This is a genomic window from Pseudomonas sp. TE36184 (assembly GCF_054060055.1).
Map to the genome: position 1 here is coordinate 2,075,324 of NZ_JBSSCU010000001.1, position 22,397 is coordinate 2,097,720.

Below are 22,397 nucleotides of genomic sequence, written 5' to 3' on the forward strand. Positions count from 1 at the left end.
CTCCAAAGGCATAGCCCTTTTTCCAGATTGAGAAGATTTTCCTCATAGGAAAGTATCTCTCCCAACAGGAAACAAAACGCACCTTGGAGAGCCCGCATGACGCACACCCACAACCGCCCCATCGTGGTGATGCAATCGGCAACCGCCGGCATGGCGGTTGCCGCCGACCTGCACAAGCCTTTGCTGCTGAGCGGCGAACAACCCGACTTCAGCCGGCGTTTACAACAGGCATTGGCCAGCGCAACCGTGGGTTGTCGGCTCTACCTGTTGGGCGATGAGGCCTTTGTCTGGCGCATTCACGCCGAGGCCCGCGCCGCCGGCCTGGAAGACGACGAGATCAGCGTGACCTGCACGATGCCCGGCCTGCGCCAGGTGTATTGCGCCCATTGCGGGCTGACCCAGACCGCAGGCCCAGAGCCGGTGTTGAACTGCATCGGCTGCAACGTCGGGCTGGAAGTGCGCGCACACTTTTCCCGGCGTCTGGGGGCTTACCTCGGCGTGTGCATCAACCCCGACCAGCCCTACGCGGGGTTCCAGCCATGAGCGCCGCCCTCAAGGTTCAGGTCAGTGCGGCCAGAATGCTCACCCCCGTGGTGCGCGAGTTCACCCTGACTGCCTGCGACGGTGCCCTGCCCGCTTTCTCGCCCGGCAGCCACGTACAGGTGCATCTGCCGCTGGCCGAGGGCACGGTGCGTAATGCCTACTCGTTGACCAGCGACCCGGCGCACACGCGCCACTACCGCATCGCCGTGCGCCTGCAGGACGCGTCTCGCGGCGGTTCGCAGTACTTGCATCGCCAGGTGCAGGTCGGCGACACCTTGCGGATTTCGCCGCCGGCCAATCTGTTCGCGCCCCATGGCACCGCACGCCGGCACATCCTGATCGCCGCCGGCATCGGTATCACGCCGTTCATGGCCTATATCGCCACGATGGAACAACAGCAGGCCGACTTCGAACTGCATTACCTGTTCCGGCCAGGCCTCAGCGATGCCTACCTCGATGAATTGCAACAGCGCCTCGGCCCGCGCCTGCACGCCTACGACCGCCGCCCGGACCTGAGCCGCATCCTCGCCAACCGGCCGCTGGGCAGCCACGTCTACACCTGTGGCCCGCAACCCTTGATCGAGGCGGTCGAGCAACACGCCGATCGCCTCGGTTGGCCGCGCAATCGGCTGCATGCCGAGGCGTTCAAAGGCGCGCAACCGGGCCAGCCGTTCGACCTGCAACTGCTGCGCAGTGGCCGCACCCTGCGCGTGGAGGCCGAGCAGAGCCTGCTCGAAGCCTTGGAGCACGCGGGGTTGCAGGTGCCCAACCTGTGCCGTGGCGGGGTCTGCGGCCAGTGCATCACGCGCCATCAAGGCGGTGCCATCGAACACCGCGACAGTTTCCTCAGCCCGGCCGAGCAGGCCGAATTTCTGATGCCCTGCGTCTCACGCGGCAGCGGCCCCTGCGTTTCGCTGGACCTATAGGAGTGAGTGCCATGCCCCTGCAATCGAGCCCTGTGCTGAGCTATCGCGACGATTTCAGCTTTCGCAACAGCCCGGCGGCGATCCGTCGCTTCCCGTTCCCGTTTATCGAGGACAGCTACTTGTACTCGGTGAACATCGAACCGGCCACCTCCCGCGACCCGGGTTCCGTCTACGAGCACGCCTTCGACATCGACGAACACTACCGCTCGGAAATGGCCGAACGCGCCCTGATCCTGGACAACGACCCGCGCCGCTACCTGGTGATGCCGCACATGCAAGCGGCGGCCTGGGATGCGCTGCAAATGCTCATGGAAAACCTCGCCGTCGACTACCCGCAGTGGTTCAGCCTGGTGCGTGACGGCGACCGCTGGCACTGGCGCAACCACCTGCTGCAGATCGATCAACCGTTCATCTTCGGCGATGCCGCCAGCCTGCCCTGCGCACCGCTGGAATACATCGGCCGCCAGGTGCAAGGGGATTTCGCCCTGCTCGACCAGCGCGACGGCGACCTGTACATGGACGCCGGCCTGGTCACCAGCCCGGCCGACTGGTCACTGGCGTTCGATGCCGGGATGAGTTTCAAGCAGTGGCATGCACCGGTGCCCATGGCCCACCAGATGGGCGTGTTCGAGCGCGCGCTGAAGTACCTGCTCAACCTGCAGGCCGGCCAGCCGGTCCGGCGCCTGAACTGGACCCTGACCATCAACCCGCGCCTGGATTCGTCGCCGGAAACCTTCCATCAATGGGGCGCCGACCGCGGCCGGATCACCGCGCAGAACGTCGGGCAACAGGTGCATCTGCGGGTCGAACTGCAAGTGATGGCGCGCCTGCCGCGCAGCAACGCAGTGATGTTCAGCATTCGCACCTACCTGATCAGCCTGGACGAACTGGTCAGCCACCCCGGCTGGGGCTGCCGCCTGCACCGCGTGCTGCGCGACCTGCCCGATGCCATCGCCGACTACAAGGGCATGACCCGCTATCGACAAACCCTGGTCGAGTGGCTGAGCCAGTTCGATCCACTCGCCTGAACCATTTCCCGGTGCTCTTTTTCACAGCAAGGAATCTCACATGACCCACTCCTGGCGTATTTCTGCATTGGCTGAGCGGCACCGCGCGCTCGGCTCGAACCTCGAAGACTGGAACGGCATGGGCACCGCCTGGACCTACCGCAGCGCGCTGGCCGACCACCACGAAGCGATCCGCACCCGCGCCGGCCTGATGGATGTATCGGGCCTGAAAAAAGTCCACTACGTCGGCCCGCACGCCGAAAGCCTGTTGCAGTGGGCCACCACCCGCGACATCGCCAAGCTCTATCCCGGCAAATCGGTGTATGCGTCGATGCTCGACGAGGACGGCAAATTCGTCGATGACTGCATCGTCTACCGCACCGGGCCCAATGCGTTCATGGTCGTGCATGGCGCCGGCACCGGGCATGAAATGCTGGTGCGCTCGGCCCAGGGCCGGCAAGTGGCGGTGCTGTTCGACGACGATCTGCACGACCTGTCGCTACAAGGCCCGCTGGCGGTGGATTTTCTCGCCGAGCACGTGCCTGGCATCCGCCAGCTGCCGTACTTCCATCACCTGCAAACGCGCCTGTTCGAGCGCCCGGTGATGATCTCCCGCACCGGCTACACCGGCGAGCGCGGCTACGAGATTTTCTGCAAGGCCGCGGACGCCCCGTTCCTGTGGGACAGCATCCTCGAACAGGGCGCGAGCCTGGGAATCATTCCCTGCGCCTTCACCGCCCTGGACTGGCTTCGAGTGGAAAGCTCGCTGATGTTTTTCCCCTACGACAACTCGCAGATGTACCCCTTCGCCGACCAGAAGGCCGGCGACACCCTGTGGGAAATGGGCCTGGACTTCACGGTTTCGCCCGGCAAACAAGCGTTCCGAGGCGCCGAGGAACACCTGCGCCTGCGCGGCCAGGAGCGCTTCAAGATCACCGGCGTGCTGCTCGACGGCGTGCGCCCGGCCGAGGCTGGCGACACCTTGTGGCAGGGCAACCAGCAAGTCGGCGTGATCACCTGCGGCATGTATTCGCGCCTGAGCAAACGCTCGATGGCCATCGCGCGCATGAGCGTCGCCTGCGCCGCACCCGGCATCGCGCTGCAGGTGCGCGGCAGCTTCGAAGGCGCCGCCACCACCCACGCCCTGCCCTTCGACGACCCGCAAAAAACCAAGCGCACGGCCAAGGGCTGAGCCTTCCTTCACCGCATTCAGGAGCCTTCGATGGACGCCTCAAGCGAACATTACATTCTCAAGATCACCTGCCCGGCGGCGTCCGGGATCGTCGCCGCGATCAGCGCCTGCCTGGCCCGGCAGCAGTGCTACATCAGCGAGTTGGCGCAATTCGACGACGAGTTCACCGGGCAGTTTTTCATGCGCGCGGTGTTCCGCTTCAACAAGGGCGTCAGCGGTGATATCGGCAACCTGCGCAAAGGCCTGGGCGAGCTCGCCGGCGGCTTCGACATGCAGTGGCAGTTGTTCAGCTCACGCCAGCCGACCCGCGTGCTGCTGATGGTCAGCAAGTTCGACCATTGCCTCACCGACCTGCTCTACCGCCACCGCAAAGGTGAAATGGACATGACCATCACCGCCGTGGTCTCCAACCACCTGGACCTGCGGGCGATGGCCGAGCGTGAGGGCATCCGCTTCATCTACCTGCCCATCACCAAGGACACCAAGGCCGGCCAGGAAGCCGAACTGATGCGTATCGTCGAAGACACCCAGACCGATCTGGTAGTGCTCGCGCGCTACATGCAGATCCTGTCCGACGGCCTGTGCCAGCAACTGTCGGGGCGGGCGATCAACATCCACCACTCGTTCCTGCCCGGTTTCAAGGGCGCCAAGCCGTATCACCAGGCCTATGACCGGGGGGTGAAGCTGATCGGCGCCACCGCCCACTACGTCACCAGCGACCTCGACGAGGGCCCGATCATCGAGCAGGAAATCCAGCGCGTCGACCATACCCACTTGCCCGATTCACTGGTCGCCATCGGCCGCGACACCGAAACCGTCGCCCTTTCCAAAGCCCTGAAATACCACCTGGAACACCGGGTGTTCATCAACCACGACAAGACAGTGATCTTTCGCTGAAACCCTTCAGGAGGCACGCTCATGACTCTACGTGTAGCAATCATCGGCGCCGGCCCATGCGGCCTGGCACAACTTCGCGCCTTCCAGTCGGCCCGCGACAAGGGCGCCGCCATTCCCGAACTGGTGTGCTTCGAGAAACAGCAGGACTGGGGCGGCATGTGGAACTACACCTGGCGCACCGGCCTGGACGAAAACGGCGAGCCGGTGCATGGCAGCATGTACCGCTACCTGTGGTCCAACGGCCCCAAGGAATGCCTGGAGTTCGCCGATTACACCTTTGAAGAACATTTCGGCCGGCCCATCGCCTCCTATCCGCCCCGCGAAGTGTTGTGGGACTACATCAAGGGCCGGGTGGAAAAGGCCGGCGTGCGCGACTACATCCGCTTCAACAATGTGGTGCGTCAGGTCACCTTCGACGAACAGACACAGCGCTTCACCGTGTACGCCCACGACTACACCCACGACACCTTGACCTGTGAAGAATTCGACTATGTGATCAACGCCTGCGGCCACTTCTCCACGCCCAAGGTGCCGCACTTCGAAGGCTTCGAGCAGTTCGCCGGGCGCATCCTGCATGCCCATGACTTTCGCGAGGCGCTGGAATTCAAGGACAAGGACCTGCTGATCATCGGCAGCAGCTATTCGGCCGAGGACATCGGCTCGCAATGCTACAAATATGGCGCGCGCAGCATCACCAGTTGCTACCGCACCACGCCCATGGGCTATGCGTGGCCGGACAACTGGGAAGAAAAACCGCTGCTGCAGCGCCTGGAAAACAACCGTGCGTTCTTTGCCGATGGCAGCAGCAAGCACATCGACGCGGTGATCCTGTGTACCGGCTACAAGCACCACTTCCCGTTCCTGCCGGATGAGCTGAGCCTCAGGACCGACAACCGCCTGTGGCCGATGAACCTCTACAAGGGCGTGTTCTGGGAACCCAACCCGCGCCTGATCTACCTCGGCATGCAGGACCAGTGGTACTCGTTCAACATGTTCGACGCCCAGGCCTGGTATGCCCGCGATGTGATCCTGGGGCGTATTCCATTGCCCAGCCAGGCCGCGATGATCGCCGACAGCCAGCAATGGCAGGCACGGGAACTGACCCTGGAAACCAACCAGCAGATGTTCGAGTTCCAGGGCGCCTACATCCAGCACCTGGTGGACGCCACCGACTACCCGGATTTCGACATCGCCGCCGTCAACGAGACCTTTCTGCACTGGAAGCACGACAAGGCCGAAAACATCATGGGCTATCGCGACAAGTCCTACCGCTCGCTGATGACCGGCACCCAGTCGCCGCCGCACCACACCCCGTGGCTGCTGGCCCTGGACGACTCGATGGCGGCGTACCTGGGCGAGCCCGTGACGCCCATCAAATCAGTCGGCTGAGCGGGTGCCCATGATGAATGCTCCGCGTGTTTCCCACCCGCGAGAACCCGGGCTGTTTGCCCGGGCGCCGAACCTCGAACGCTACCGCGTGGCCGCCGGCGGTGTGACCCTGGTCGACCTGCAGCCCGGCGACGGCCTGCAGGTGATCGACCTCGAAGGCCGGCAAATCTGCGAACTGCTGGCCCTCGACGCCAGCGGCCGCAGCGCCCTGGCGAGCTGGGGGCTGAGCGGCTCGAGCGCCTGCCGCGTGCCACCGCGTGTCGGCCAGGCGCTCAAGCGGCGCGGCATCGACGCGCAGGCATTGCCCCTGGCCGCCGCGCTGTGGGACGACGCCAGCCCGCCCGGTCACACTCGGCAGTTTGTCGCCCATGACCGCCTGCTGGTGATCGTCGCCGCTCCCGCCGGGCCCACCGCCGTAGACCGGCAATACCGGCCCAGCGAACTGCGCCTGCTGGTGACACGGGCCAACCCGTCGCCCCTGCTGGTGCCTGCCCTGCCCGAGCCATTGGGCGAGGTGCTGGACGAGTTCACCGTGCGCGCGGGCACGGCCCACGGCTACAGCGTCGCCAAGGGCCAGTACGTGCAGGTGCTGGACGTCGCCGGCCGCCAGTGTTCGGACTTCGTCGCCCTCGACCGCCGCGCCCTGGATCGCGGCGTGGAGCTGGACCTCGACCAGACCGTGACGCGCACGCTGAACGGCAGCGCCTACCCGGCGCCGGGGCTGTTCTCGAAGTTTTTCGACCGCCGGATGCAGCCGATGCTGGAGGTGGTGCAGGACACCGTCGGGCGCCACGACGCCTTCGCCCTGGCCTGCGCGGCGCGCTACTACGAATCCCATGGCTATTTCGGGCACGACAACTGCAGCGACAACCTCAGCCGCGTACTCGCGCCCTACGGCGTGCAAGCGCGCAACGGCTGGCCGGCGATCAATTTCTTCTTCAACACCGGCATTGATGCACACCAGCAGATGACCCTGGATGAGCCGTGGTCGCGGCCCGGCGACTACGTACTGCTGCGGGCCATGACCGAGCTGGTGTGCGGCAGTACCTCGTGCCCGGATGACATCGACCCGGCCAATGGCTGGAACCCGACCGATATCCATGTCCGTATCTACCGCGAGAAGGAGCGTTTTTCCATCGCCATGAGCACTCGAACCACGGCCGATGCCGACCCGATACTGACCCGTGAGACCGCGTTCCACTCACGCACCAGCGCCCTCACCGGCAGCTTCATCGACTACCGCAACTGGTGGCTGCCGTTGCGCTACGACGGTTATGGCGCCACCGAGGAATACCTCGGCTGCCGCGAACGCGTGGCCGTGATGGACCTGACCGCCCTGCGCAAATTCGAGATCATCGGCCCCGACGCCGAAGCCCTGTTGCAATACTGCCTGACCCGCGACGTGCGGCGTCTGGCGGTGGGCCAAGTGGTCTATTCGGCGATGTGCCACGAACACGGCGGCATGCTCGACGACGGCACCCTGCTGCGCCTGGGCCCGGACAACTTCCGCTGGATCTGCGGCGAAGACTACGCCGGTGTGTGGCTGCGCGAGCAGGCCCACAAACTGGGGATGAAGGTGTGGGTCAAGTCCGCCAGCGAGCAGATTCACAACCTGGCGGTGCAAGGGCCGCTCAGCCGCGAGCTGCTCAAGCAGATGGTCTGGACGCCGCCCACCCAACCGAGTGTGGACAGTCTCGGCTGGTTCCGCTTCCTGGTCGGCCGGCTGGACGGTTTCGAGGGCTGCCCGTTGATGATTTCGCGCACCGGCTACACCGGCGAACTGGGCTTTGAGGTGTGGTGCCAGCCCGAAGACGCCGAACGGGTGTGGGACCGCATCTGGCAACTCGGCCAACCCTTGGGCCTGGTGCCCCTCGGCCTGGAAGCGCTGGACCTGTTGCGCATCGAAGCCGGGCTGATTTTTGCCGGCTACGAGTTCAGCGACCAGACCGACCCGTTCGAGGCCGGCATCGGCTTCAGCGTGCCACTCAAGAGCAAGACCGATGACTTTATCGGCCGCGACGCCCTGTTACGGCGCAGCGCCCATCCCAGCCACAAGCTGGTCGGTCTGCACCTCGGCGGCAACGAGGCGGCCCACCACGGCGACCCGGTGTACCACGGCCGCGCCCAGGTCGGGGTCATCACCAGCGCCTGCCGCTCACCGTTGCTGGCCAGCAATATCGCGCTGTGCCGGGTCGACGTGAGCTGCGCCGAGCCCGGCACCCTGCTTGAGATTGGCAAAGTCGATGGCCTACAGAAGCGCATCAGCGCCACGGTCAGCGCAGCGATTTTCTATGACCCGGACAAGAGCCGCGTGCGTAGCTGATCGTCCCGATACCGATGTGTGCCACCCCACTTTGACTGCCCACTTTGATTGCCCTTCTTAACCGCTACTCAGACATGGGAATACGAAGATGGAAGCGACGACGTTCGAGGCTGTACCGCAGGCTGCCAGCTCAGTGGGCAGCCTGCACCGCAAGATCGATTGGCGCGGTGCATTCTGGGTCGCCAGTGGCGTGCCCGCGCTGGTGCTGTTCTCCATCGGCGCGATTGCCGCCACGGTGGGCAAACCGGCCTGGATCGTGTGGATCGTGTCGATCCTGTTCGGGTTTATCCAGGCCTTCACCTATGCCGAGATCGCCGGGCTGTTCCCGCACAAGTCCGGCGGCGCCTCGGTGTACGGCGCGGTGGCCTGGGTGCGCTACAGCAAGTTGATCGCGCCGGTGTCGGTGTGGTGCAACTGGCTGGCCTGGTCGCCGGTGCTGTCCATCGGTTCGGGGCTGGCGGCGGGGTATATCCTCACCGCGCTGTTTCCCGCCGATGCGCTGATCAACACCTGGCAACTGACCCTACTTGACCTGGGTTGGGTCAAGAGCGGCCTGTCGTTGCGCATCAACGCGACGTTCGCCATTGGCCTGTTGATTCTGCTCACGGTGTTTGCCGTGCAGCATGGCGGCATCCTGCGCTCGGCGCGCCTGACGCTGGTGCTCGGGGTCACCTCGCTGATCCCGCTGTTGCTGGTGGGCGTGGTGCCGTTGTTCACCGGGGACGCGACCCAAGCCAACTTCCTGCCGCTGTACCCGCTGGCCCATGACGCAGCCGGGCAAGTCATCGACGGCCCGTGGGATATGTCCGGCTGGTCGCTGATGGCCGGCGGACTGTTCATGGCCGCGTGGTCCACCTATGGGTTCGAAACGGCGGTGTGCTACACCCGCGAGTTCAAGGACCCCAAGCGTGACACCTTCAAGGCGATCTTCTACGCCGGCCTGCTGTGCATCCTGGTGTTCACCTTGGTGCCGCTGGCGTTTCAAGGCAGCCTGGGGCTGGGCCAACTGGTGACCCCGGCGGTGCTCGACGCCAGCGGCGCGGTAGTGACTCCGGCGGTGTACAGCGGCCTGCTGTCGCCGGCGATCTACAGCGGCATGGGCGTTGGCCAGGTGATGGCCGACAGCATCGGCGGCGGCAAGGTGGTCGCCAATATCGTGCTGATCATGCTGGTGCTCGCCACGTTGCTGGCGATCATGACTTCGATGTCCGGCTCGTCGCGCACCCTGTATCAGGCGTCGGTGGACGGCTGGCTGCCCAAATACCTGGGGCGCACCAACGAACACGGTGCGCCCACGGCGGCGATGTGGACCGACCTGTCGTTCAACCTGCTGTTGTTGCTGATGTCGGACTATGTGTTCGTGCTGGCGGCGTCCAACGTCAGCTACATCATTTTCAACTTCCTCAACCTCAACGCCGGCTGGATCCACCGCCTCGACCGCCCCGACTGGGTGCGCCCGTACAAGGCCCCCACCGTGCTGCTGGCGGCCGGCGGCGTGCTGAGCTTCGTCAACCTGGCGTGCATGGGCCTGGGTGCGGATATCTGGGGCGCAGGCACGCTGGTCACCGGCTTGCTGCTGGCGCTGTTGATCCTGCCGGTGTTCTGCTACCGCCACTATGTGCAGGACAAAGGTCGCTTCCCCGCGGCCATGCTCAGTGACTTGTATATCCAGGCCGATGACGGCCAACGCCGCGCCGGCTGGCTGCCCTACGCCACACTGATCGCCGGTGTGCTGGTGGTGTATGCCTGCCATCAACTGGTAGCCTGAATGCCCTGGGCTGCCTATTGCTGAGGGATTTATCCCTCAGCGCCCCTATTTCTCCAGACAACGGTGACGCTTTTGACCAGCACTCTCCCTTCCCTTGCCCGCGATATCGACGGCAAGGCCATTTCTGCCCAGGTTCTCGACGAGGTTCGCGAAGAGGTCCTGCTGCTTGCCGCGCAAAAAATCTTCCCGGCCCTGGCTGTCGTGCTGGTGGGCGACGATCCGGCCAGCGAAGTGTATGTGCGCAACAAACTGCTGCGGGCCAAGGAAGTCGGGATTCGCTCCCTTGAATACCGGCTGCCGGATGACGCCAGCCAGGCGCAAGTGCTCGATCTGCTGGCCCAGTTGAACGCCGACGTTTCGGTCAATGGCGTGCTGGTGCAGTTGCCGTTGCCGGCGCATATCGACGAGGCGGCCGTGATCCATGCGATTGACCCGATCAAGGACGTGGACGGTTTCCACCGTGAGAACGTCGGCGGCCTGGTGCAAGGCATCGAGGTGCTCACGCCTTGCACGCCCAGCGGCTGCATGCGCCTGCTGCATGAAACCTGCGGCGATTTGAGTGGCTTGCACGCGGTGGTGATTGGCCGCTCGAACATCGTCGGCAAACCGATGGCGACCCTGCTGTTGCAGGCCAACTGCTCGGTCACCGTGGTGCATTCACGCAGCGTCGATGCTCAGGCATTGTGCCGCTTGGCCGATATCGTCGTTGCCGCGGTCGGGCGGCCGCAGTTGATCGATGCCAGCTGGCTCAAGCCTGGCGCGGTGGTGATCGATGTGGGGATCAACCGCATCAGCACCGAGACCGGTACGCGGTTGGTGGGCGATGTGGACTACGCCAGCGCACGCACCGTGGCCAGCGCGATTACGCCGGTGCCGGGTGGTGTGGGGCCGATGACGATTGCCTACCTGCTGAAAAACACCCTGGTGGCAAGCCAGTTACAACGCAAAGCCCTGCCCCGAGCGCTGGCGCTGCACCTGTAGGAGCGAGCTTGCTCGCGAAAAACGCCCAGGCAACGCGGTCATCCAGGATGCCCGCGTTATCGTTAACGACCTTCGCGAGCAAGCTCGCTCCTACAGGGTTTTCAGGGGTTGTAGGCGGCCAGGTCCCGACTCATGGGCTCGCAGGCTGAAGAACACCCTGGTGGCGAGCCAGTTGCAACGCAAAGCCCTGCCCCGGGCACTAGCGCCGCACCTGTAGGAGCGAGCTTGCTCGCGAAAACCGTCCAGGCAACGCGGTCATCCAGGATGCCCGCGTTATCGTTAACGACCTTCGCGAGCAAGCTCGCTCCTACAGGGTTTTCAGGGGTTGTAGGCGGCCAGGTCCCGATTCATGGGCTCGCAGGCTGAAGAACACCCTGGTGGCAAGCTAGTTACAACGCAAAGCCCTGCCCCGGGCGCTGGCGCTGTACCTGTAGGAGCGAGCTTGCTCGCGAAAAACGTCCAGGCAACGCGGTCATCCAGGATGCCCGCGTTATCGTTAACGACCTTCGCGAGCAAGCTCGCTCCTACAGGGTTTTCAGGGGTTGTAGGCGGCCAGGTCCCGACTCACGGGCACGCAGGCTGAAGAACACCCTGGTGGCGAGCCAGTTGCAACGCAAAGCCCTGCCCCAGACGCTGGCGCCGCACCTGTAGGAGCGAGCTTGCTCGCGAAAAACGCCCAGGCAACGCGGCCATCCAGGATGCCCGCGTTATCGTTAACGATCTTCGCGAGCAAGCTCGCTCCTACAGGGTTCTCAGGGGTTGTAGGCGGCCAGGTCCCGACTCACGGGCACGCAGGCTGAAGAACACCCTGGTGGCGAGCCAGTTGCAACGCAAAGCCCTGCCCCGAGCGCTGGCGCTGTACCTGTAGGAGCGAGCTTGCTCGCGAAAACCGTCCAGACAACGCGGTCATCCAGGGTGCCCGCGTTATCGTTAACGATCTTCGCGAGCAAGCTCGCTCCTACAGGGTTCTCAGGGGTTGTAGGCGGCCAGGTCCCGACTCATGGGCTCGCAGGCTGAAGAACACTCTGGTGGCGAGCCAGTTGCAACGCAAAGCCCTGCCCCGGGCACTAGCGCCGCACCTGTAGGAGCGAGCTTGCTCGCGAAAACCGTCCAGGCAACGCGGTCATCCAGGATGCCCGCGTTATCGTTAACGACCTTCGCGAGCAAGCTCGCTCCTACAGGGTTCTCAGGGGTTGTAGGCGGCCAGGTCCCGACTCATGGGCTCGCAGGCTGAAGAACACCCTGGTGGCAAGCTAGTTACAACGCAAAGCCCTGCCCCGAGCGCTGGCGCTGCACTTGTAGGAGCGAGCTTGCTCGCGAAAAACGTCCAGGCAACGCGGTCATCCAGGATGCCCGCGTTATCGTTAACGACCTTCGCGAGCAAGCTCGCTCCTGCAGTGGGCCGTTAGTGGTTGTAGGCGCGCTCGTTGTGCTCGGCCAGGTCCAGGCCCATCTCTTCCACCGACTCATGGGCACGCAGGCCGACCAGGGCATTGACCACCTTGAGGATGATCCAGCTGACCACGAAGCAGTACACCGTGGTCAGCAACACCCCCTTGATCTGGGCGACGACTTGGCCGCCCATGGTCACGCCTTCCACCAGGCCGCCCATGGACGGCACGCAGAACACCCCGGTGAGCACCGCGCCGATCATGCCGCCGATGCCGTGCAGGCCGAATACGTCGAGGCTGTCGTCGTAGCCGAAGCGCCGCTTCAACACGGTCACGCTCAAGTAGCAGAACACCCCGCACAGCAAGCCGATGGCCAACGCGCCGCCGACGCCGACATAGGCGCACGCCGGGGTGATCCCCACCAGACCGGCCAATGCACCGCTGGCCAGGCCCAGGGCGCTGGGTTTGCCGACCTTGAACCACTCGGTGAACATCCAGCCGAGAATCCCCGCACACGCGCCCAGTTGGGTGTTGAGCATGACAATCCCCGAGGTGCCGTTGAGGCCGCCGCCGGAGCCGATATTGAAGCCGAACCAGCCGACCCAGAGCATCGCCGCACCGGCCATGGTCAGGCTCAGGTTATGCGCGGGCATCGGCGTGTTCTGGTAGCCCTTGCGCTTGCCGAGGATCAGGCATGCGGCGAGCGCGGCCACACCGGCGTTGATGTGTACGGCGGTGCCACCGGCAAAGTCGAGCACGCCCCAGTTATGCATCAAGGCCCCCGAACCGCCCCAGACCATATGCGCCACCGGGGCATACACCAGGGTGAACCAGATGGCCATGAACAGCAGCGCCGCCGAGAACTTCATGCGTTCGGCGAAGGCGCCGGCGATCAGCGCCGGGGTGATGATTGCGAAGGTCATCTGGAAGGTCACGAACACGCCTTCCGGAATATCCCCCACCAGGCTCTCGGGGGTCATCCCCGCCAGGAACGCGCGGCTCAGGCCGCCGACAAAACTGTTGAAGGTCACCTGCCCTTCGACCATGCCCGTGGTATCCACCACCATGCTGTAGCCGTAGATCACCCACAGCACGCCCACCAGCCCGGCGACGCCAAAACACTGGGTGAACAGCGAGAGCATGTTTTTCGCCCGAACCAGCCCGCCGTAGAACAGCGCGAGCCCCGGCAGGCACATGAACAGCACCAGCACCGCGGCGGTGACCATCCAGGCGGTGCTGCCGGTGTTCAAGGTGGGCGCATCGGCGGCCTGGGCCAAGGGGGCGAAGGCACAGGCGGCCAATAAGCCGAAGAGGGATTTGCCGAGAAGACGATTGATCATGTTCAAAGCTCCTGCAAAAGATAGGGGAGATGCATGTAGGAGCGAGGGGGACGCCTAGTTCTTGCTCGCGAAAAACGTCCAGGCAACGCGGTCATCCAGGATGCCCGCGTTATCGTTAACGACCTTCGCGAGCAGGCTCGCTCCTACAGGGGTGGAACGCCGTAGCAGCCGGCAAGCCGGCTCGTCACTCAGTAACCGGAACCCGGTATCCAACGGGTCCCCGCCAACGGCACCCGGGCCATGGCGGCCGACTCCACCGTCAGCGCCACCAGGTCCTCGGGGTCGAGGTTGTGCAGGTGCGACTTGCCGCACGCACGGGCCATGGTCTGGGCTTCCAACACCATCACCCGCAGGTAGTTGGCCAAACGACGCCCGCCTTCCACCGGGTCCAGGCGTTTCGACAGCTCCGGGTCCTGGGTGGTGATGCCGGCCGGGTCGCGGCCGTTCTGCCAGTCGTCGTAGAAGCCGGCGGCCGAGCCGATCTTTTTCAGTTCCGCGTCCAGCCGTGGGTGGTTGTCGCCCAGGGCAATCAGCGCCGCCGTGCCGATGGCCACCGCATCCGCGCCCATCGCCATGGCCTTGGCCACATCGGCGCCGTTGCGAATCCCGCCCGACACAATCAACTGGACCTTGCGGTGCATGCCCATCTCTTGCAAAGCCTGTACCGCTTGCGGGATCGCCGACAAAATCGGGATGCCGACGTGTTCGATAAACACTTCCTGGGTCGCCGCGGTGCCACCCTGCATGCCGTCGAGCACGATCACATCGGCACCGGCCTTGACCGCCAGCTTCACGTCGTAATACGGCCGGCTGGCGCCGATTTTCACGTAGATCGGTTTTTCCCAATCGGTGATTTCGCGCAACTCGGCAATCTTGATCGCCAGGTCGTCCGGGCCGGTCCAGTCCGGGTGGCGGCAGGCGCTGCGCTGGTCCACGCCGATCGGCAAGGTACGCATGCCGGCCACGCGTTCGGTGACCTTCATGCCCAGCAACATGCCGCCACCGCCGGGCTTGGCGCCCTGGCCGAGGACGATCTCGATGGCGTCGGCCTTGCGCAGGTCATCGGGGTTCATGCCGTAGCGCGACGGCAGGTACTGGTACACCAGGTGCCGCGACTGGCCGCGCTCTTCCGGGGTCATGCCGCCGTCACCGGTGGTGGTGCTGGTGCCGGCGATGCTCGCGCCACGACCCAGGGCTTCCTTGGCGTTGGCCGACAACGCACCGAAACTCATGCCGGCGATGGTCACCGGGATCTTCAGGTGGATCGGCTTCTTGGCGAAGCGGTTGCCGAGGATCACATCGGTGCCGCACTTCTCGCGATAGCCTTCCAGCGGGTAACGCGACACGCTGGCGCCCAGCAGCAGCAAGTCATCGAAGTGCGGCAACTTGCGCTTGGTACCGCCGCCGCGAATGTCGTAGATGCCGGTTTCGGCGGCACGCTGGATTTCCTGGATGGTCAGGCGGTCGAAGGTGGCCGACTCGCGCAACACTGGAGGGGTTTTTTCACTCATGGTGTAGCTCCTGGTTCAGTACGCGGAGGCGTTGTCGACTTTGAAGTTGTACAGCTGGCGGGCCGAGCCGTAGCGCTTGAAATCCGCCGCGCGGTGGGCGAAACCGGCGCGATCGAGCAGCTCCTGCAGCTCTTGCAGGTGCTCGCTGCGCATCTCTTTTTCGACGCAATCGGAGCCCAGCGACTCGACCGTGCCCTTCACGTAGATGTGGGTCTCGTACAGCGAATCGCCCAGCGCATCGCCGGCATCGCCGCAGACGACCAGACGCCCGGCCTGGCCCATGAAGCAGCTCATGTGGCCGATGCTGCCGCCGACCACGATGTCGATGCCTTTCATGGAAATCCCGCAACGCGCCCCCGCGTCGCCTTCGATCACCAGCAAGCCGCCATGGGCCGTGGCCCCGGCCGCCTGGGACGCGCTGCCTTTGACGCGCACCGAACCGGACATCATGTTCTCGGCGCAGCCCACGCCGACGTTACCGTGTACGGTGATCGACGCCTGTTGGTTCATGCCCGCGCAGTAGTAGCCGGCGTGGCCTTCGATATCGATGGACACCGCCTGATTCACCCCCACCGCAAGGTTGTGCTTGCCGTTGGAGTGGGTGACGCGCCACTCGTTGTCGATGGCCTGGGCGTGCAGCGCCTGGTTGAGGTCACGCACGGTGGCGGTGGAAAGGTCGATGGTTTTCATGTGTGCGCTCCTTAAGCTGACTGGCGTTCCCAGATGTACAAAGTGGCCGGTGCGGGCTCCCAGATGCGGGCATTCTCGATGCCTGGCAGGCTCGACAGCGCCTGGTACTCGGAGGCCATGGCGACGTAGTCGTCGGTCTCGGCGAGGATCGCCGGCTTGCACGCGATCGGATCGCGGATCACCGCAAAACCGTTGCGCGTGCCGATGGCGAAGGTGAAGAAGCCGTCGAGGTCTTCCAGGGCGTGGTCCAGCGCGTCTTTGAGCGAGTCGCCCTGTTGCAGGCGCCAGGTCAGGTAGCCGGCGGCGACTTCGGTGTCGTTGTCGGTTTCGAAATGGATGCCTTCGCGCTTGAGTTCCTGGCGCAGGCGGAAGTGGTTCGACAGCGAACCGTTATGCACCAGGCACAGGTCGGCACCGGTGGAAAACGGGTGGCTGCCTTCCATGGTCACCGCGCTTTCGGTGGCCATGCGGGTGTGGCCGATGATGTGGCTGCCCTGCATGCTCGCCAGGCCGAAGCGCTGGGAAATCTCCTGGGGCAGGCCCATGCCCTTGAGGATCTCGATGCTCTGCCCGGCGCTCATGACCCGCACGCTCGGCGCCAGTTCGGCCAGGGCCAGGCGTACCGGGGCTTCGTCGGCGTGGACCTTCAACACGGCGGCGCTGGCGTTCTGAAACCAGTCCAGCGAACAGCCCAGCCGCCCTTCCAGCTCGCCCATCAGGGCTTTCCAGTCGAAGGCCTCGGTGGTTGCTTGCAGGGTCAGCTTGACCCAGCCGTCAGCGACTTCATCACCGTAGATGGCAAAGCCCGCACTGTCCGGGCCACGGTCGGTCATAGCCTGCAACATCGGTTCAAACAGCTGGCCGAGCTGGGGTTCCAGCCGGGGGTTTTTCAGGTACAGACCTACGATTCCACACATATCAAGTCTCCGTCACACGGTGTCAGAAAAATTCGGTATAGCGCTGGACTTCCCAGTCGCTCACATGGCGGCTGTATTCCACCCACTCCATGCGCTTGAGTTTGATGAACTCACCCACGATCTGCGGGCCGAGCACCTCGGCGAACAGCGGGTCGGCTTCCAGCGCGTCGCAGGCTTCCTTGAGGGATTGCGGCAAGGTCTTGATGCCGCGCTCGGCGATTTGTTCCAGGCTCAGGCTGTAGAGGTTTTCATTGCAGACGTGGTCGATTTCCAGCTGGCGATCGATACCGTCCAGGCCCGCCGCGATGATTGCGGCGCTGACCAGGTAAGGGTTGCAGCCGGCATCCGGCAGGCGGAACTCCAGGCGGCCGTAAGGCACGCGCACCATGGCCGAACGGTTGTTGGCGCCAAACGCGATAAAGGCCGGGGCCCAGGTGGCGCCGGACAGCGAGTGGCCCACCACCAGGCGCTTGTAGGAGTTGACGGTGGGCGCGGCGAACGCACACAGCGCCGGGCCATGGGCGAGCAGGCCGGCGGCGAAGTGATAGGCCAGCTTCGACAGGCCCATGCCGCTCGGGTCGCTGGCGTCGTGGAACAGGTTCTTGTTCTCGGCGCTGCTGATCGACAGGTGAAAGTGCATGCCGTTGCCGGCGCGTTTCGGGTCGGGCTTGGGCATGAAGGAACAGATCATGCCCAGGTCATTGGCGATCTCGCCGGCAGCCATGCGGAAGAAGGTGAAACGGTCGGCCGAGGTCAGGGCGTCGCTGTAGGTGTAGTTGATCTCGAACTGGCCGTTGGCGTCTTCGTGGTCGATCTGATAGACCTCGAAATCCACCGCCTGCAAGGCTTCGGTCAGGCGCTCCAGGAATACCCGCGAGCGCGACAGGCCCTTGTAGTCGTAGCAGGGCTTGTCGAGGTTGTCGCTGGGGTCGACCAGTTGCAGCTTGCCCTGCTCGTCGCGGCGCATCAGGTTGAATTCGGGTTCCAGGCCGGTGTTCAGCGTCCAGCCCTTGTCCTGCAGGCGCTGCACCTGCTGCTGCAGCACGTAGCGGCTATCAAAGGGATGGGGCTTGCCGTCGACATGCCCGACGCACACCACGCGCCCGTAACCCGGCTGCCAGGGCACCGGGGTCAGCGTGGACAGGTCACCCCGCGCCATGAAGTCCGGGCCGTGGGGTTCCATGCCCATGCCGCTGATGGCAAACCCGGCAAACCCGGCGCCCTCTTCGGCCACCGTCTTGAGCCCGCAAATCGGCACCGACTTGGTCTTGGCCGCACCGTGTATATCCACAAACTGCGCAAGCACGTACTTGATGCCGTACTTGTCGATGATGCGCTGGGTTTCTGCTGGCAACATTGCGTGTCACTCCTCGCGAAAGGCAAAACCGTGTGGGTGGGCCTGGACTGTCTTTTTATTCCTAAAAAGAAAGTTAGTTTCTCCACAGGAATGCAATACCCTTGCCAGATTCGCGAGCGGCCGATTGAAGTGCCGGTGAAAGCGCTTTTGTGCTGTATATATGGGAAAATTGTTTTCCCCGTGGGAATACGTGCCTGGGCATGGCCGCCAAGCACCGCTGCTTGCACTTTCCTAGTGCGAAACTAATATTACTGAACGGAAAGCGTGCAGGATCTGATGACTATGTCCACCGAAACCGCCCCCCGCCTCAAACTCGAGCAATACCTGGGTTTGCAGATCAAACGCCAGCGCCAGGCCCAGGACCTGAAGCTGTCCGACGTGGCGAAGATTGCCGATATCAGCCAGGGCATGTTGAGCAAGATCGAAAACGCCCAGGTCTCCACCAGCCTCGACACCCTCAGCCGCCTGTGCGATGTGCTCGGGCTGCCGTTGTCGAAATTGTTCGCCGAATACGATCAACAGGACGGCAGTGCCTTGCTGGTCAAGGCCGACCAAGGCATGGAAGTGGTGCGCCGGGGGACGGAAAAGGGGCATACCTACCATCTGCTCAACCATACCCGGGGGCCGAAGAAGAGCTTCGAGGCGTACATGGTCAGCATGGATGACGCCAGCGAGGAGTTCCCGACCTTTGCCCACCCTGGGACCGAGTTTCTGCACTTGTTGGAAGGGGAGCTGATTTATCGGCATGGGAATCAGCTGTATCGGATGGAAGCCGGCGACAGCCTGACGTTCGAGGGCGAGATTCCCCATGGGCCGGAAGAATTGGTGCGGGTGCCGATTCGCCTGCTGTCGATCATGAATTACGGCAACGACAAAGAATAATCCGGACTCGCGATACACCTGAAGCACAGAGATCCAATTGTGGGAGGGGGGCAAGCCCCCTCCCACATTTTCAACAGCGTTCGATGCCGCTGGGCCTGTAGAAAATTTCCCCTCAGTTAAAAAACTTTCCCAAAACCCCTAGACGCCCCGCGTCCATTCCCCTATAAAGCCACTTCAGGAATATTTTATTCCTCACAAGAAAATGCGCTCACGGAATGAGCCTGCTGTCCTCTGACGTTTTTTCGCTATGCGATGAGCTGCCGCCATCATCCCGAGGACGTGTCATGCAACACGAAAAAAACCATTTCATCATCAAGGTCACTTGTCCCGCGGTGTCCGGCATTGTCGCTGCCGTCACCACGTACCTGGCGGACAACGCGTGCTACATCGGGGAGATGGCGCAGTTCGATGATGACTTCAGCGGTCGCTTCTTCATGCGTGCCGTGTTCCGTTTCAACGATGGGCACGCCGGCGACCTGGAACAGATCCGTGCCGGTTTCGCCGACGTCGCCCAGGCCTTCGACATGCAGTGGGCGCTGTACGACACCCGCGAGCCGATGCGCGTGCTGCTGATGGTGAGCAAGTTCGACCACTGCCTCACCGACCTGCTCTACCGCTACCACAAGGGCGAGATGGACATGACCATCACCGCCATCGTCTCCAACCACCTCGACCTGCGGCCCATGGCCGAGCGCGAGGGCATCCGCTTTATCTACCTGCCCGTGACCAAGGACACCAAGGCCGCGCAGGAAGCCGAGCTGATGAAGATCGTCGACGACACCCGCACCGAACTGGTGGTGTTGGCGCGCTACATGCAGATCCTCTCCGACGACCTGTGCCGGCAACTGTCGGGGCGCGCGATCAATATCCACCATTCGTTCCTGCCCGGTTTCAAAGGTGCCAAGCCCTATCACCAGGCCTATCAGCGTGGCGTGAAGTTGATCGGCGCCACCGCGCATTATGTGACCAGCGACCTGGATGAGGGCCCGATCATCGAGCAGGAAGTGCAGCGCGTGGACCACGTGTACAAGCCCGACGACCTCGTCGCCATCGGCCGCGACACCGAAACCGTGGCCCTGTCCAAGGCGGTCAAGTACCACCTGGAGCATCGGGTGTTCCTCAACCAGGACAGAACGGTGGTGTTCCGGTGAGCGCGCCCAAACTGATCGACGGCAAAGCCGCCGCCGCACGGGTACTGCTGCAAGTGCGCGAAGACGTGGCGCGCCTGCACGAGCAAGCCATTCAACCGGCCCTGGCGGTGATCCTGGTGGGCAACGACGCCGCCAGCCAGGTGTATGTGCGCAACAAGATCCTGCGCGCCGAAGAAGTGGGCATCCGCTCCGTGGAGCATCGGCTGCCCAGCGACACCAGCACCGAACAACTGTTGATCCTGATCGCCCAGTTGAATGCCGACCCGGCGATCCACGGCATTCTCCTGCAATTGCCGCTGCCCAAGCAGATGGACGAACTGCGCGCCCTGGAAGCCATCGCGCCGCAGAAAGACGTGGACGGTTTCCACAGCCAGAACGTCGGCGGCCTCAGCCAGGGGCGCGCCGTGCTCACGCCCTGCACTCCCAGCGGTTGCCTGTACCTGCTGGAGCAAACCTGTGGCGACCTGCGCGGTAAACACGCGGTGGTGGTCGGCCGCTCGAACATCGTCGGCAAGCCCATGGCGGCGCTGCTGCTCAAGGCCGATTGCTCGGTGACGGTGCTGCATTCGCGCAGCCACAACGCCCAGGCCCTGTGCCGCCAGGCCGACATCGTGATCGCCGCCGTGGGCCGCCCACGCTTGATCGATGCCAGCTGGCTCAAACCCGGCGCGGTGGTGATCGACGTCGGCATCAACCGTATCGATGACGACGGCCGCAGCCGCCTGGTGGGCGATGTCGACTTCGACGCCGCCCTGCCCCACGTCGCCGCCATCACCCCGGTCCCCGGCGGTGTCGGCCCGATGACCATTGCCTTCCTGATGAAAAACACCGTGACCGCCGCCCTTGCGCAACATCACGCCCTACGCAGCCAATCGGAGGCCGTATGCCATTCAATCTATTGAAATACGGGCTGAGTTCGGAGTACCCGGTGGAGGTGGATCTGCCGCCGCCCAAAGAACTCAAGTCGAGTTACGACGTGGTGATCATCGGCGCCGGCGGCCACGGCCTGGCGACCGCCTACTACCTGGCCAAGTACCACGGCATCAGCAACATTGCCGTGCTGGAAAAGTCCTATCTGGGCGGCGGCAACACCGCGCGTAACACAGCGGTGATCCGCTCCAACTACCTGACCAGCGAAGGGGTGCGCTTCTACGCCGAGTCAGTGAAGATGTTCCAGGCGCTGTCCAACGAATTCGATTTCAACATCATGTATTCCGAGCGCGGCCAACTGACCCTGGCCCACACGGACGCCACCGTGCGTTCGTTCCGCCAGCGCGCCGAGGTCAACAAGCACTTCGGCGGACGCACCGAGATGATCGACCGCCAGCAGATCCGCGAACTGGTGCCCAGCCTCAACCTCGACCCCGGCCACCTGCCGGTGCTCGCCGGGCTCTGGCACATCGACGGCGCCACCGCGCGCCACGATGCCGTGGCCTGGGGCTACGCCAAGCAGGCGGCCAAGCGCGGCGTGGAAATCCATCAGCTCACCGAAGTGCAAGACCTGATCATTGAAAACGGCGCCATCACCGCGGTGAAAACCAATCGCGGCACCATCCGGTGCGGCTGCGCGGTGCAGGCGATTGCCGGGCACAGCTCACTGTTGATGGCCAAGGCCGGCATCCGCTCGCCGATCCAGACCTTCCCGCTGCAGGCCATGGTCACCCAGCCGTTCAAGCCGTTCCTCGACCCGCTGGTGAGTTCCTCGGCCCTGCACTGCTACGTGCAGCAAACCAGTCGCGGCGAAGTGGTGTTCGGCGGCGGTTCCGACCCCTACCCGCTGTTCAACACACGCTCGACCCTGGACCTCAAGGAAAGCCTGCTGGCCCATGCCATCGAAATGTTCCCGTTCCTGGCCAACGCCAAGTTGATGCGCCAGTGGGCCGGGATCACCGACATGACCCCGGACTACAGCCCGATCATGGGCCTGTCGCCGGTGAAGAATTACTACCTCGACGCCGGTTGGGGCACCTGGGGTTTCAAGGCCACGCCGATCTGCGGCAAGACCATGGCCGAGTTGGTCGCCAGCGGCGGCAAGGTGCCGGAGCTGATCAAACCCTTTGGCCTCGAACGTTTCTCGACCTTCCAGCAAGTCAATGAGATGGGCGCCACGGCGGCCAGTCACTGATGGAGAG

18 protein-coding genes are annotated in these 22,397 nt (G+C 63.9%); 13 read left to right on the forward strand and 5 right to left on the reverse strand.

Features of this window, described 5'->3' with window-relative positions:
• Positions 1-96: 96 nt before the first annotated feature.
• From ACVWZP_RS09020 to folD (ACVWZP_RS09060), 9 genes are all read left to right on the forward strand, one after another.
• The gene (locus ACVWZP_RS09020; protein WP_046383904.1) at positions 97-543 is read left to right on the forward strand and encodes a dimethylamine monooxygenase subunit DmmA family protein; all 447 of its coding nucleotides are present in this window, start codon (positions 97-99) and stop codon (positions 541-543) included.
• Complete coding sequence (locus ACVWZP_RS09025) at positions 540-1,469, forward strand: PDR/VanB family oxidoreductase (RefSeq protein WP_046383905.1); 930 nt, start codon at positions 540-542, stop codon at positions 1,467-1,469. The genes ACVWZP_RS09020 and ACVWZP_RS09025 overlap by 4 nt, the downstream gene beginning before the upstream one ends.
• An 11-nt stretch (positions 1,470-1,480) precedes the next feature.
• Positions 1,481-2,497, forward strand: coding sequence for a heme-dependent oxidative N-demethylase family protein (locus tag ACVWZP_RS09030; RefSeq protein WP_102618264.1), 1,017 nt, complete (start codon positions 1,481-1,483; stop codon positions 2,495-2,497).
• 40 nt (positions 2,498-2,537) lie between these two features.
• Entirely contained in the window at positions 2,538-3,668 is a 1,131-nt protein-coding gene (locus ACVWZP_RS09035; protein ID WP_457369685.1) for an aminomethyltransferase family protein, read from the forward strand.
• Between the two features lie 30 nt (positions 3,669-3,698).
• Positions 3,699-4,565: a formyltetrahydrofolate deformylase gene (purU, locus tag ACVWZP_RS09040; RefSeq protein WP_457369686.1), complete on the forward strand. Its 867-nt coding sequence runs from the start codon at positions 3,699-3,701 to the stop codon at positions 4,563-4,565.
• Positions 4,566-4,586: 21 nt separating this feature from the next.
• Positions 4,587-5,954, forward strand: a complete 1,368-nt coding sequence (locus tag ACVWZP_RS09045) for an NAD(P)-binding domain-containing protein (RefSeq protein WP_201022142.1) — start codon at positions 4,587-4,589, stop codon at positions 5,952-5,954.
• Between the two features lie 13 nt (positions 5,955-5,967).
• The gene (locus ACVWZP_RS09050; RefSeq protein WP_079445009.1) at positions 5,968-8,277 is read left to right on the forward strand and encodes a DUF1989 domain-containing protein; all 2,310 of its coding nucleotides are present in this window, start codon (positions 5,968-5,970) and stop codon (positions 8,275-8,277) included.
• An 88-nt stretch (positions 8,278-8,365) separates the two neighbouring features.
• Positions 8,366-10,045 carry an APC family permease gene (locus ACVWZP_RS09055; protein ID WP_046383910.1) on the forward strand — a complete coding sequence of 560 codons (1,680 nt, stop codon included), beginning with the start codon at positions 8,366-8,368 and terminating at the stop codon, positions 10,043-10,045.
• 63 nt (positions 10,046-10,108) lie between these two features.
• Complete coding sequence (gene folD, locus ACVWZP_RS09060; RefSeq protein WP_082643919.1) at positions 10,109-11,026, forward strand: bifunctional methylenetetrahydrofolate dehydrogenase/methenyltetrahydrofolate cyclohydrolase FolD; 918 nt, start codon at positions 10,109-10,111, stop codon at positions 11,024-11,026.
• Positions 11,027-12,431: 1,405 nt separating this feature from the next.
• On the opposite strand, the gene ACVWZP_RS09065 is transcribed toward folD (ACVWZP_RS09060), so the two are convergent.
• The 5 genes from ACVWZP_RS09065 to glnT form a co-directional block, all read right to left on the reverse strand.
• Positions 12,432-13,757 carry an ammonium transporter gene (locus tag ACVWZP_RS09065; RefSeq protein ID WP_046383912.1) on the reverse strand — a complete coding sequence of 442 codons (1,326 nt, stop codon included), beginning with the start codon at positions 13,755-13,757 and terminating at the stop codon, positions 12,432-12,434.
• Between the two features lie 188 nt (positions 13,758-13,945).
• Positions 13,946-15,268, reverse strand: a complete 1,323-nt coding sequence (locus ACVWZP_RS09070) for an FMN-binding glutamate synthase family protein (RefSeq protein ID WP_046383913.1) — start codon at positions 15,266-15,268, stop codon at positions 13,946-13,948.
• A 15-nt stretch (positions 15,269-15,283) separates the two neighbouring features.
• Positions 15,284-15,958, reverse strand: coding sequence for a GltB/FmdC/FwdC-like GXGXG domain-containing protein (locus ACVWZP_RS09075; RefSeq protein ID WP_046383914.1), 675 nt, complete (start codon positions 15,956-15,958; stop codon positions 15,284-15,286).
• Positions 15,959-15,969: 11 nt separating this feature from the next.
• Positions 15,970-16,875: a class II glutamine amidotransferase gene (locus ACVWZP_RS09080; RefSeq protein ID WP_046383915.1), complete on the reverse strand. Its 906-nt coding sequence runs from the start codon at positions 16,873-16,875 to the stop codon at positions 15,970-15,972.
• A gap of 22 nt (positions 16,876-16,897) precedes the next feature.
• Positions 16,898-18,232, reverse strand: coding sequence for a type III glutamate--ammonia ligase (gene glnT / locus ACVWZP_RS09085; protein ID WP_057005902.1), 1,335 nt, complete (start codon positions 18,230-18,232; stop codon positions 16,898-16,900).
• Positions 18,233-18,514: 282 nt separating this feature from the next.
• Here glnT and ACVWZP_RS09090 point away from each other — a divergent pair, with 282 nt between their 5' ends.
• The 4 genes from ACVWZP_RS09090 to ACVWZP_RS09105 all read left to right on the forward strand — a co-directional run bounded on the left by ACVWZP_RS09090 (position 18,515) and on the right by ACVWZP_RS09105 (position 22,390).
• Positions 18,515-19,114 (forward strand): helix-turn-helix domain-containing protein, encoded by a 600-nt coding sequence (locus ACVWZP_RS09090; protein ID WP_046383917.1) that lies wholly within the window; start codon positions 18,515-18,517, stop codon positions 19,112-19,114.
• Between the two features lie 284 nt (positions 19,115-19,398).
• Positions 19,399-20,265 carry a formyltetrahydrofolate deformylase gene (gene purU / locus ACVWZP_RS09095; protein WP_046383918.1) on the forward strand — a complete coding sequence of 289 codons (867 nt, stop codon included), beginning with the start codon at positions 19,399-19,401 and terminating at the stop codon, positions 20,263-20,265.
• Positions 20,262-21,167, forward strand: a complete 906-nt coding sequence (folD, locus tag ACVWZP_RS09100; RefSeq protein ID WP_079443521.1) for a bifunctional methylenetetrahydrofolate dehydrogenase/methenyltetrahydrofolate cyclohydrolase FolD — start codon at positions 20,262-20,264, stop codon at positions 21,165-21,167. Before purU (ACVWZP_RS09095) ends, folD (ACVWZP_RS09100) begins: the two co-directional genes overlap by 4 nt.
• Positions 21,149-22,390, forward strand: coding sequence for an FAD-dependent oxidoreductase (locus tag ACVWZP_RS09105; RefSeq protein ID WP_046383920.1), 1,242 nt, complete (start codon positions 21,149-21,151; stop codon positions 22,388-22,390). Before folD (ACVWZP_RS09100) ends, ACVWZP_RS09105 begins: the two co-directional genes overlap by 19 nt.
• The last annotated feature ends 7 nt before the right edge of the window (positions 22,391-22,397 follow it).

Excerpts from the sequence above, each read along its gene's own strand:
- ACVWZP_RS09020 (WP_046383904.1), top strand. The coding sequence starts at position 97 with ATGACGCACACCCACAACCGCCCCATCGTGGTGATGCAATCGGCAACC.
- ACVWZP_RS09025 (WP_046383905.1), top strand. The coding sequence starts at position 540 with ATGAGCGCCGCCCTCAAGGTTCAGGTCAGTGCGGCCAGAATGCTCACC.
- ACVWZP_RS09030 (WP_102618264.1), top strand. The coding sequence starts at position 1,481 with ATGCCCCTGCAATCGAGCCCTGTGCTGAGCTATCGCGACGATTTCAGC.
- ACVWZP_RS09035 (WP_457369685.1), top strand. The coding sequence starts at position 2,538 with ATGACCCACTCCTGGCGTATTTCTGCATTGGCTGAGCGGCACCGCGCG.
- purU (WP_457369686.1), top strand. The coding sequence starts at position 3,699 with ATGGACGCCTCAAGCGAACATTACATTCTCAAGATCACCTGCCCGGCG.
- ACVWZP_RS09045 (WP_201022142.1), top strand. The coding sequence starts at position 4,587 with ATGACTCTACGTGTAGCAATCATCGGCGCCGGCCCATGCGGCCTGGCA.
- ACVWZP_RS09050 (WP_079445009.1), top strand. The coding sequence starts at position 5,968 with ATGAATGCTCCGCGTGTTTCCCACCCGCGAGAACCCGGGCTGTTTGCC.
- ACVWZP_RS09055 (WP_046383910.1), top strand. The coding sequence starts at position 8,366 with ATGGAAGCGACGACGTTCGAGGCTGTACCGCAGGCTGCCAGCTCAGTG.
- ACVWZP_RS09065 (WP_046383912.1), bottom strand. The coding sequence starts at position 13,757 with ATGATCAATCGTCTTCTCGGCAAATCCCTCTTCGGCTTATTGGCCGCC.
- ACVWZP_RS09070 (WP_046383913.1), bottom strand. The coding sequence starts at position 15,268 with ATGAGTGAAAAAACCCCTCCAGTGTTGCGCGAGTCGGCCACCTTCGAC.
- ACVWZP_RS09075 (WP_046383914.1), bottom strand. The coding sequence starts at position 15,958 with ATGAAAACCATCGACCTTTCCACCGCCACCGTGCGTGACCTCAACCAG.
- ACVWZP_RS09080 (WP_046383915.1), bottom strand. The coding sequence starts at position 16,875 with ATGTGTGGAATCGTAGGTCTGTACCTGAAAAACCCCCGGCTGGAACCC.
- glnT (WP_057005902.1), bottom strand. The coding sequence starts at position 18,232 with ATGTTGCCAGCAGAAACCCAGCGCATCATCGACAAGTACGGCATCAAG.
- ACVWZP_RS09090 (WP_046383917.1), top strand. The coding sequence starts at position 18,515 with ATGTCCACCGAAACCGCCCCCCGCCTCAAACTCGAGCAATACCTGGGT.
- purU (WP_046383918.1), top strand. The coding sequence starts at position 19,399 with ATGCAACACGAAAAAAACCATTTCATCATCAAGGTCACTTGTCCCGCG.
- ACVWZP_RS09105 (WP_046383920.1), top strand. The coding sequence starts at position 21,149 with ATGCCATTCAATCTATTGAAATACGGGCTGAGTTCGGAGTACCCGGTG.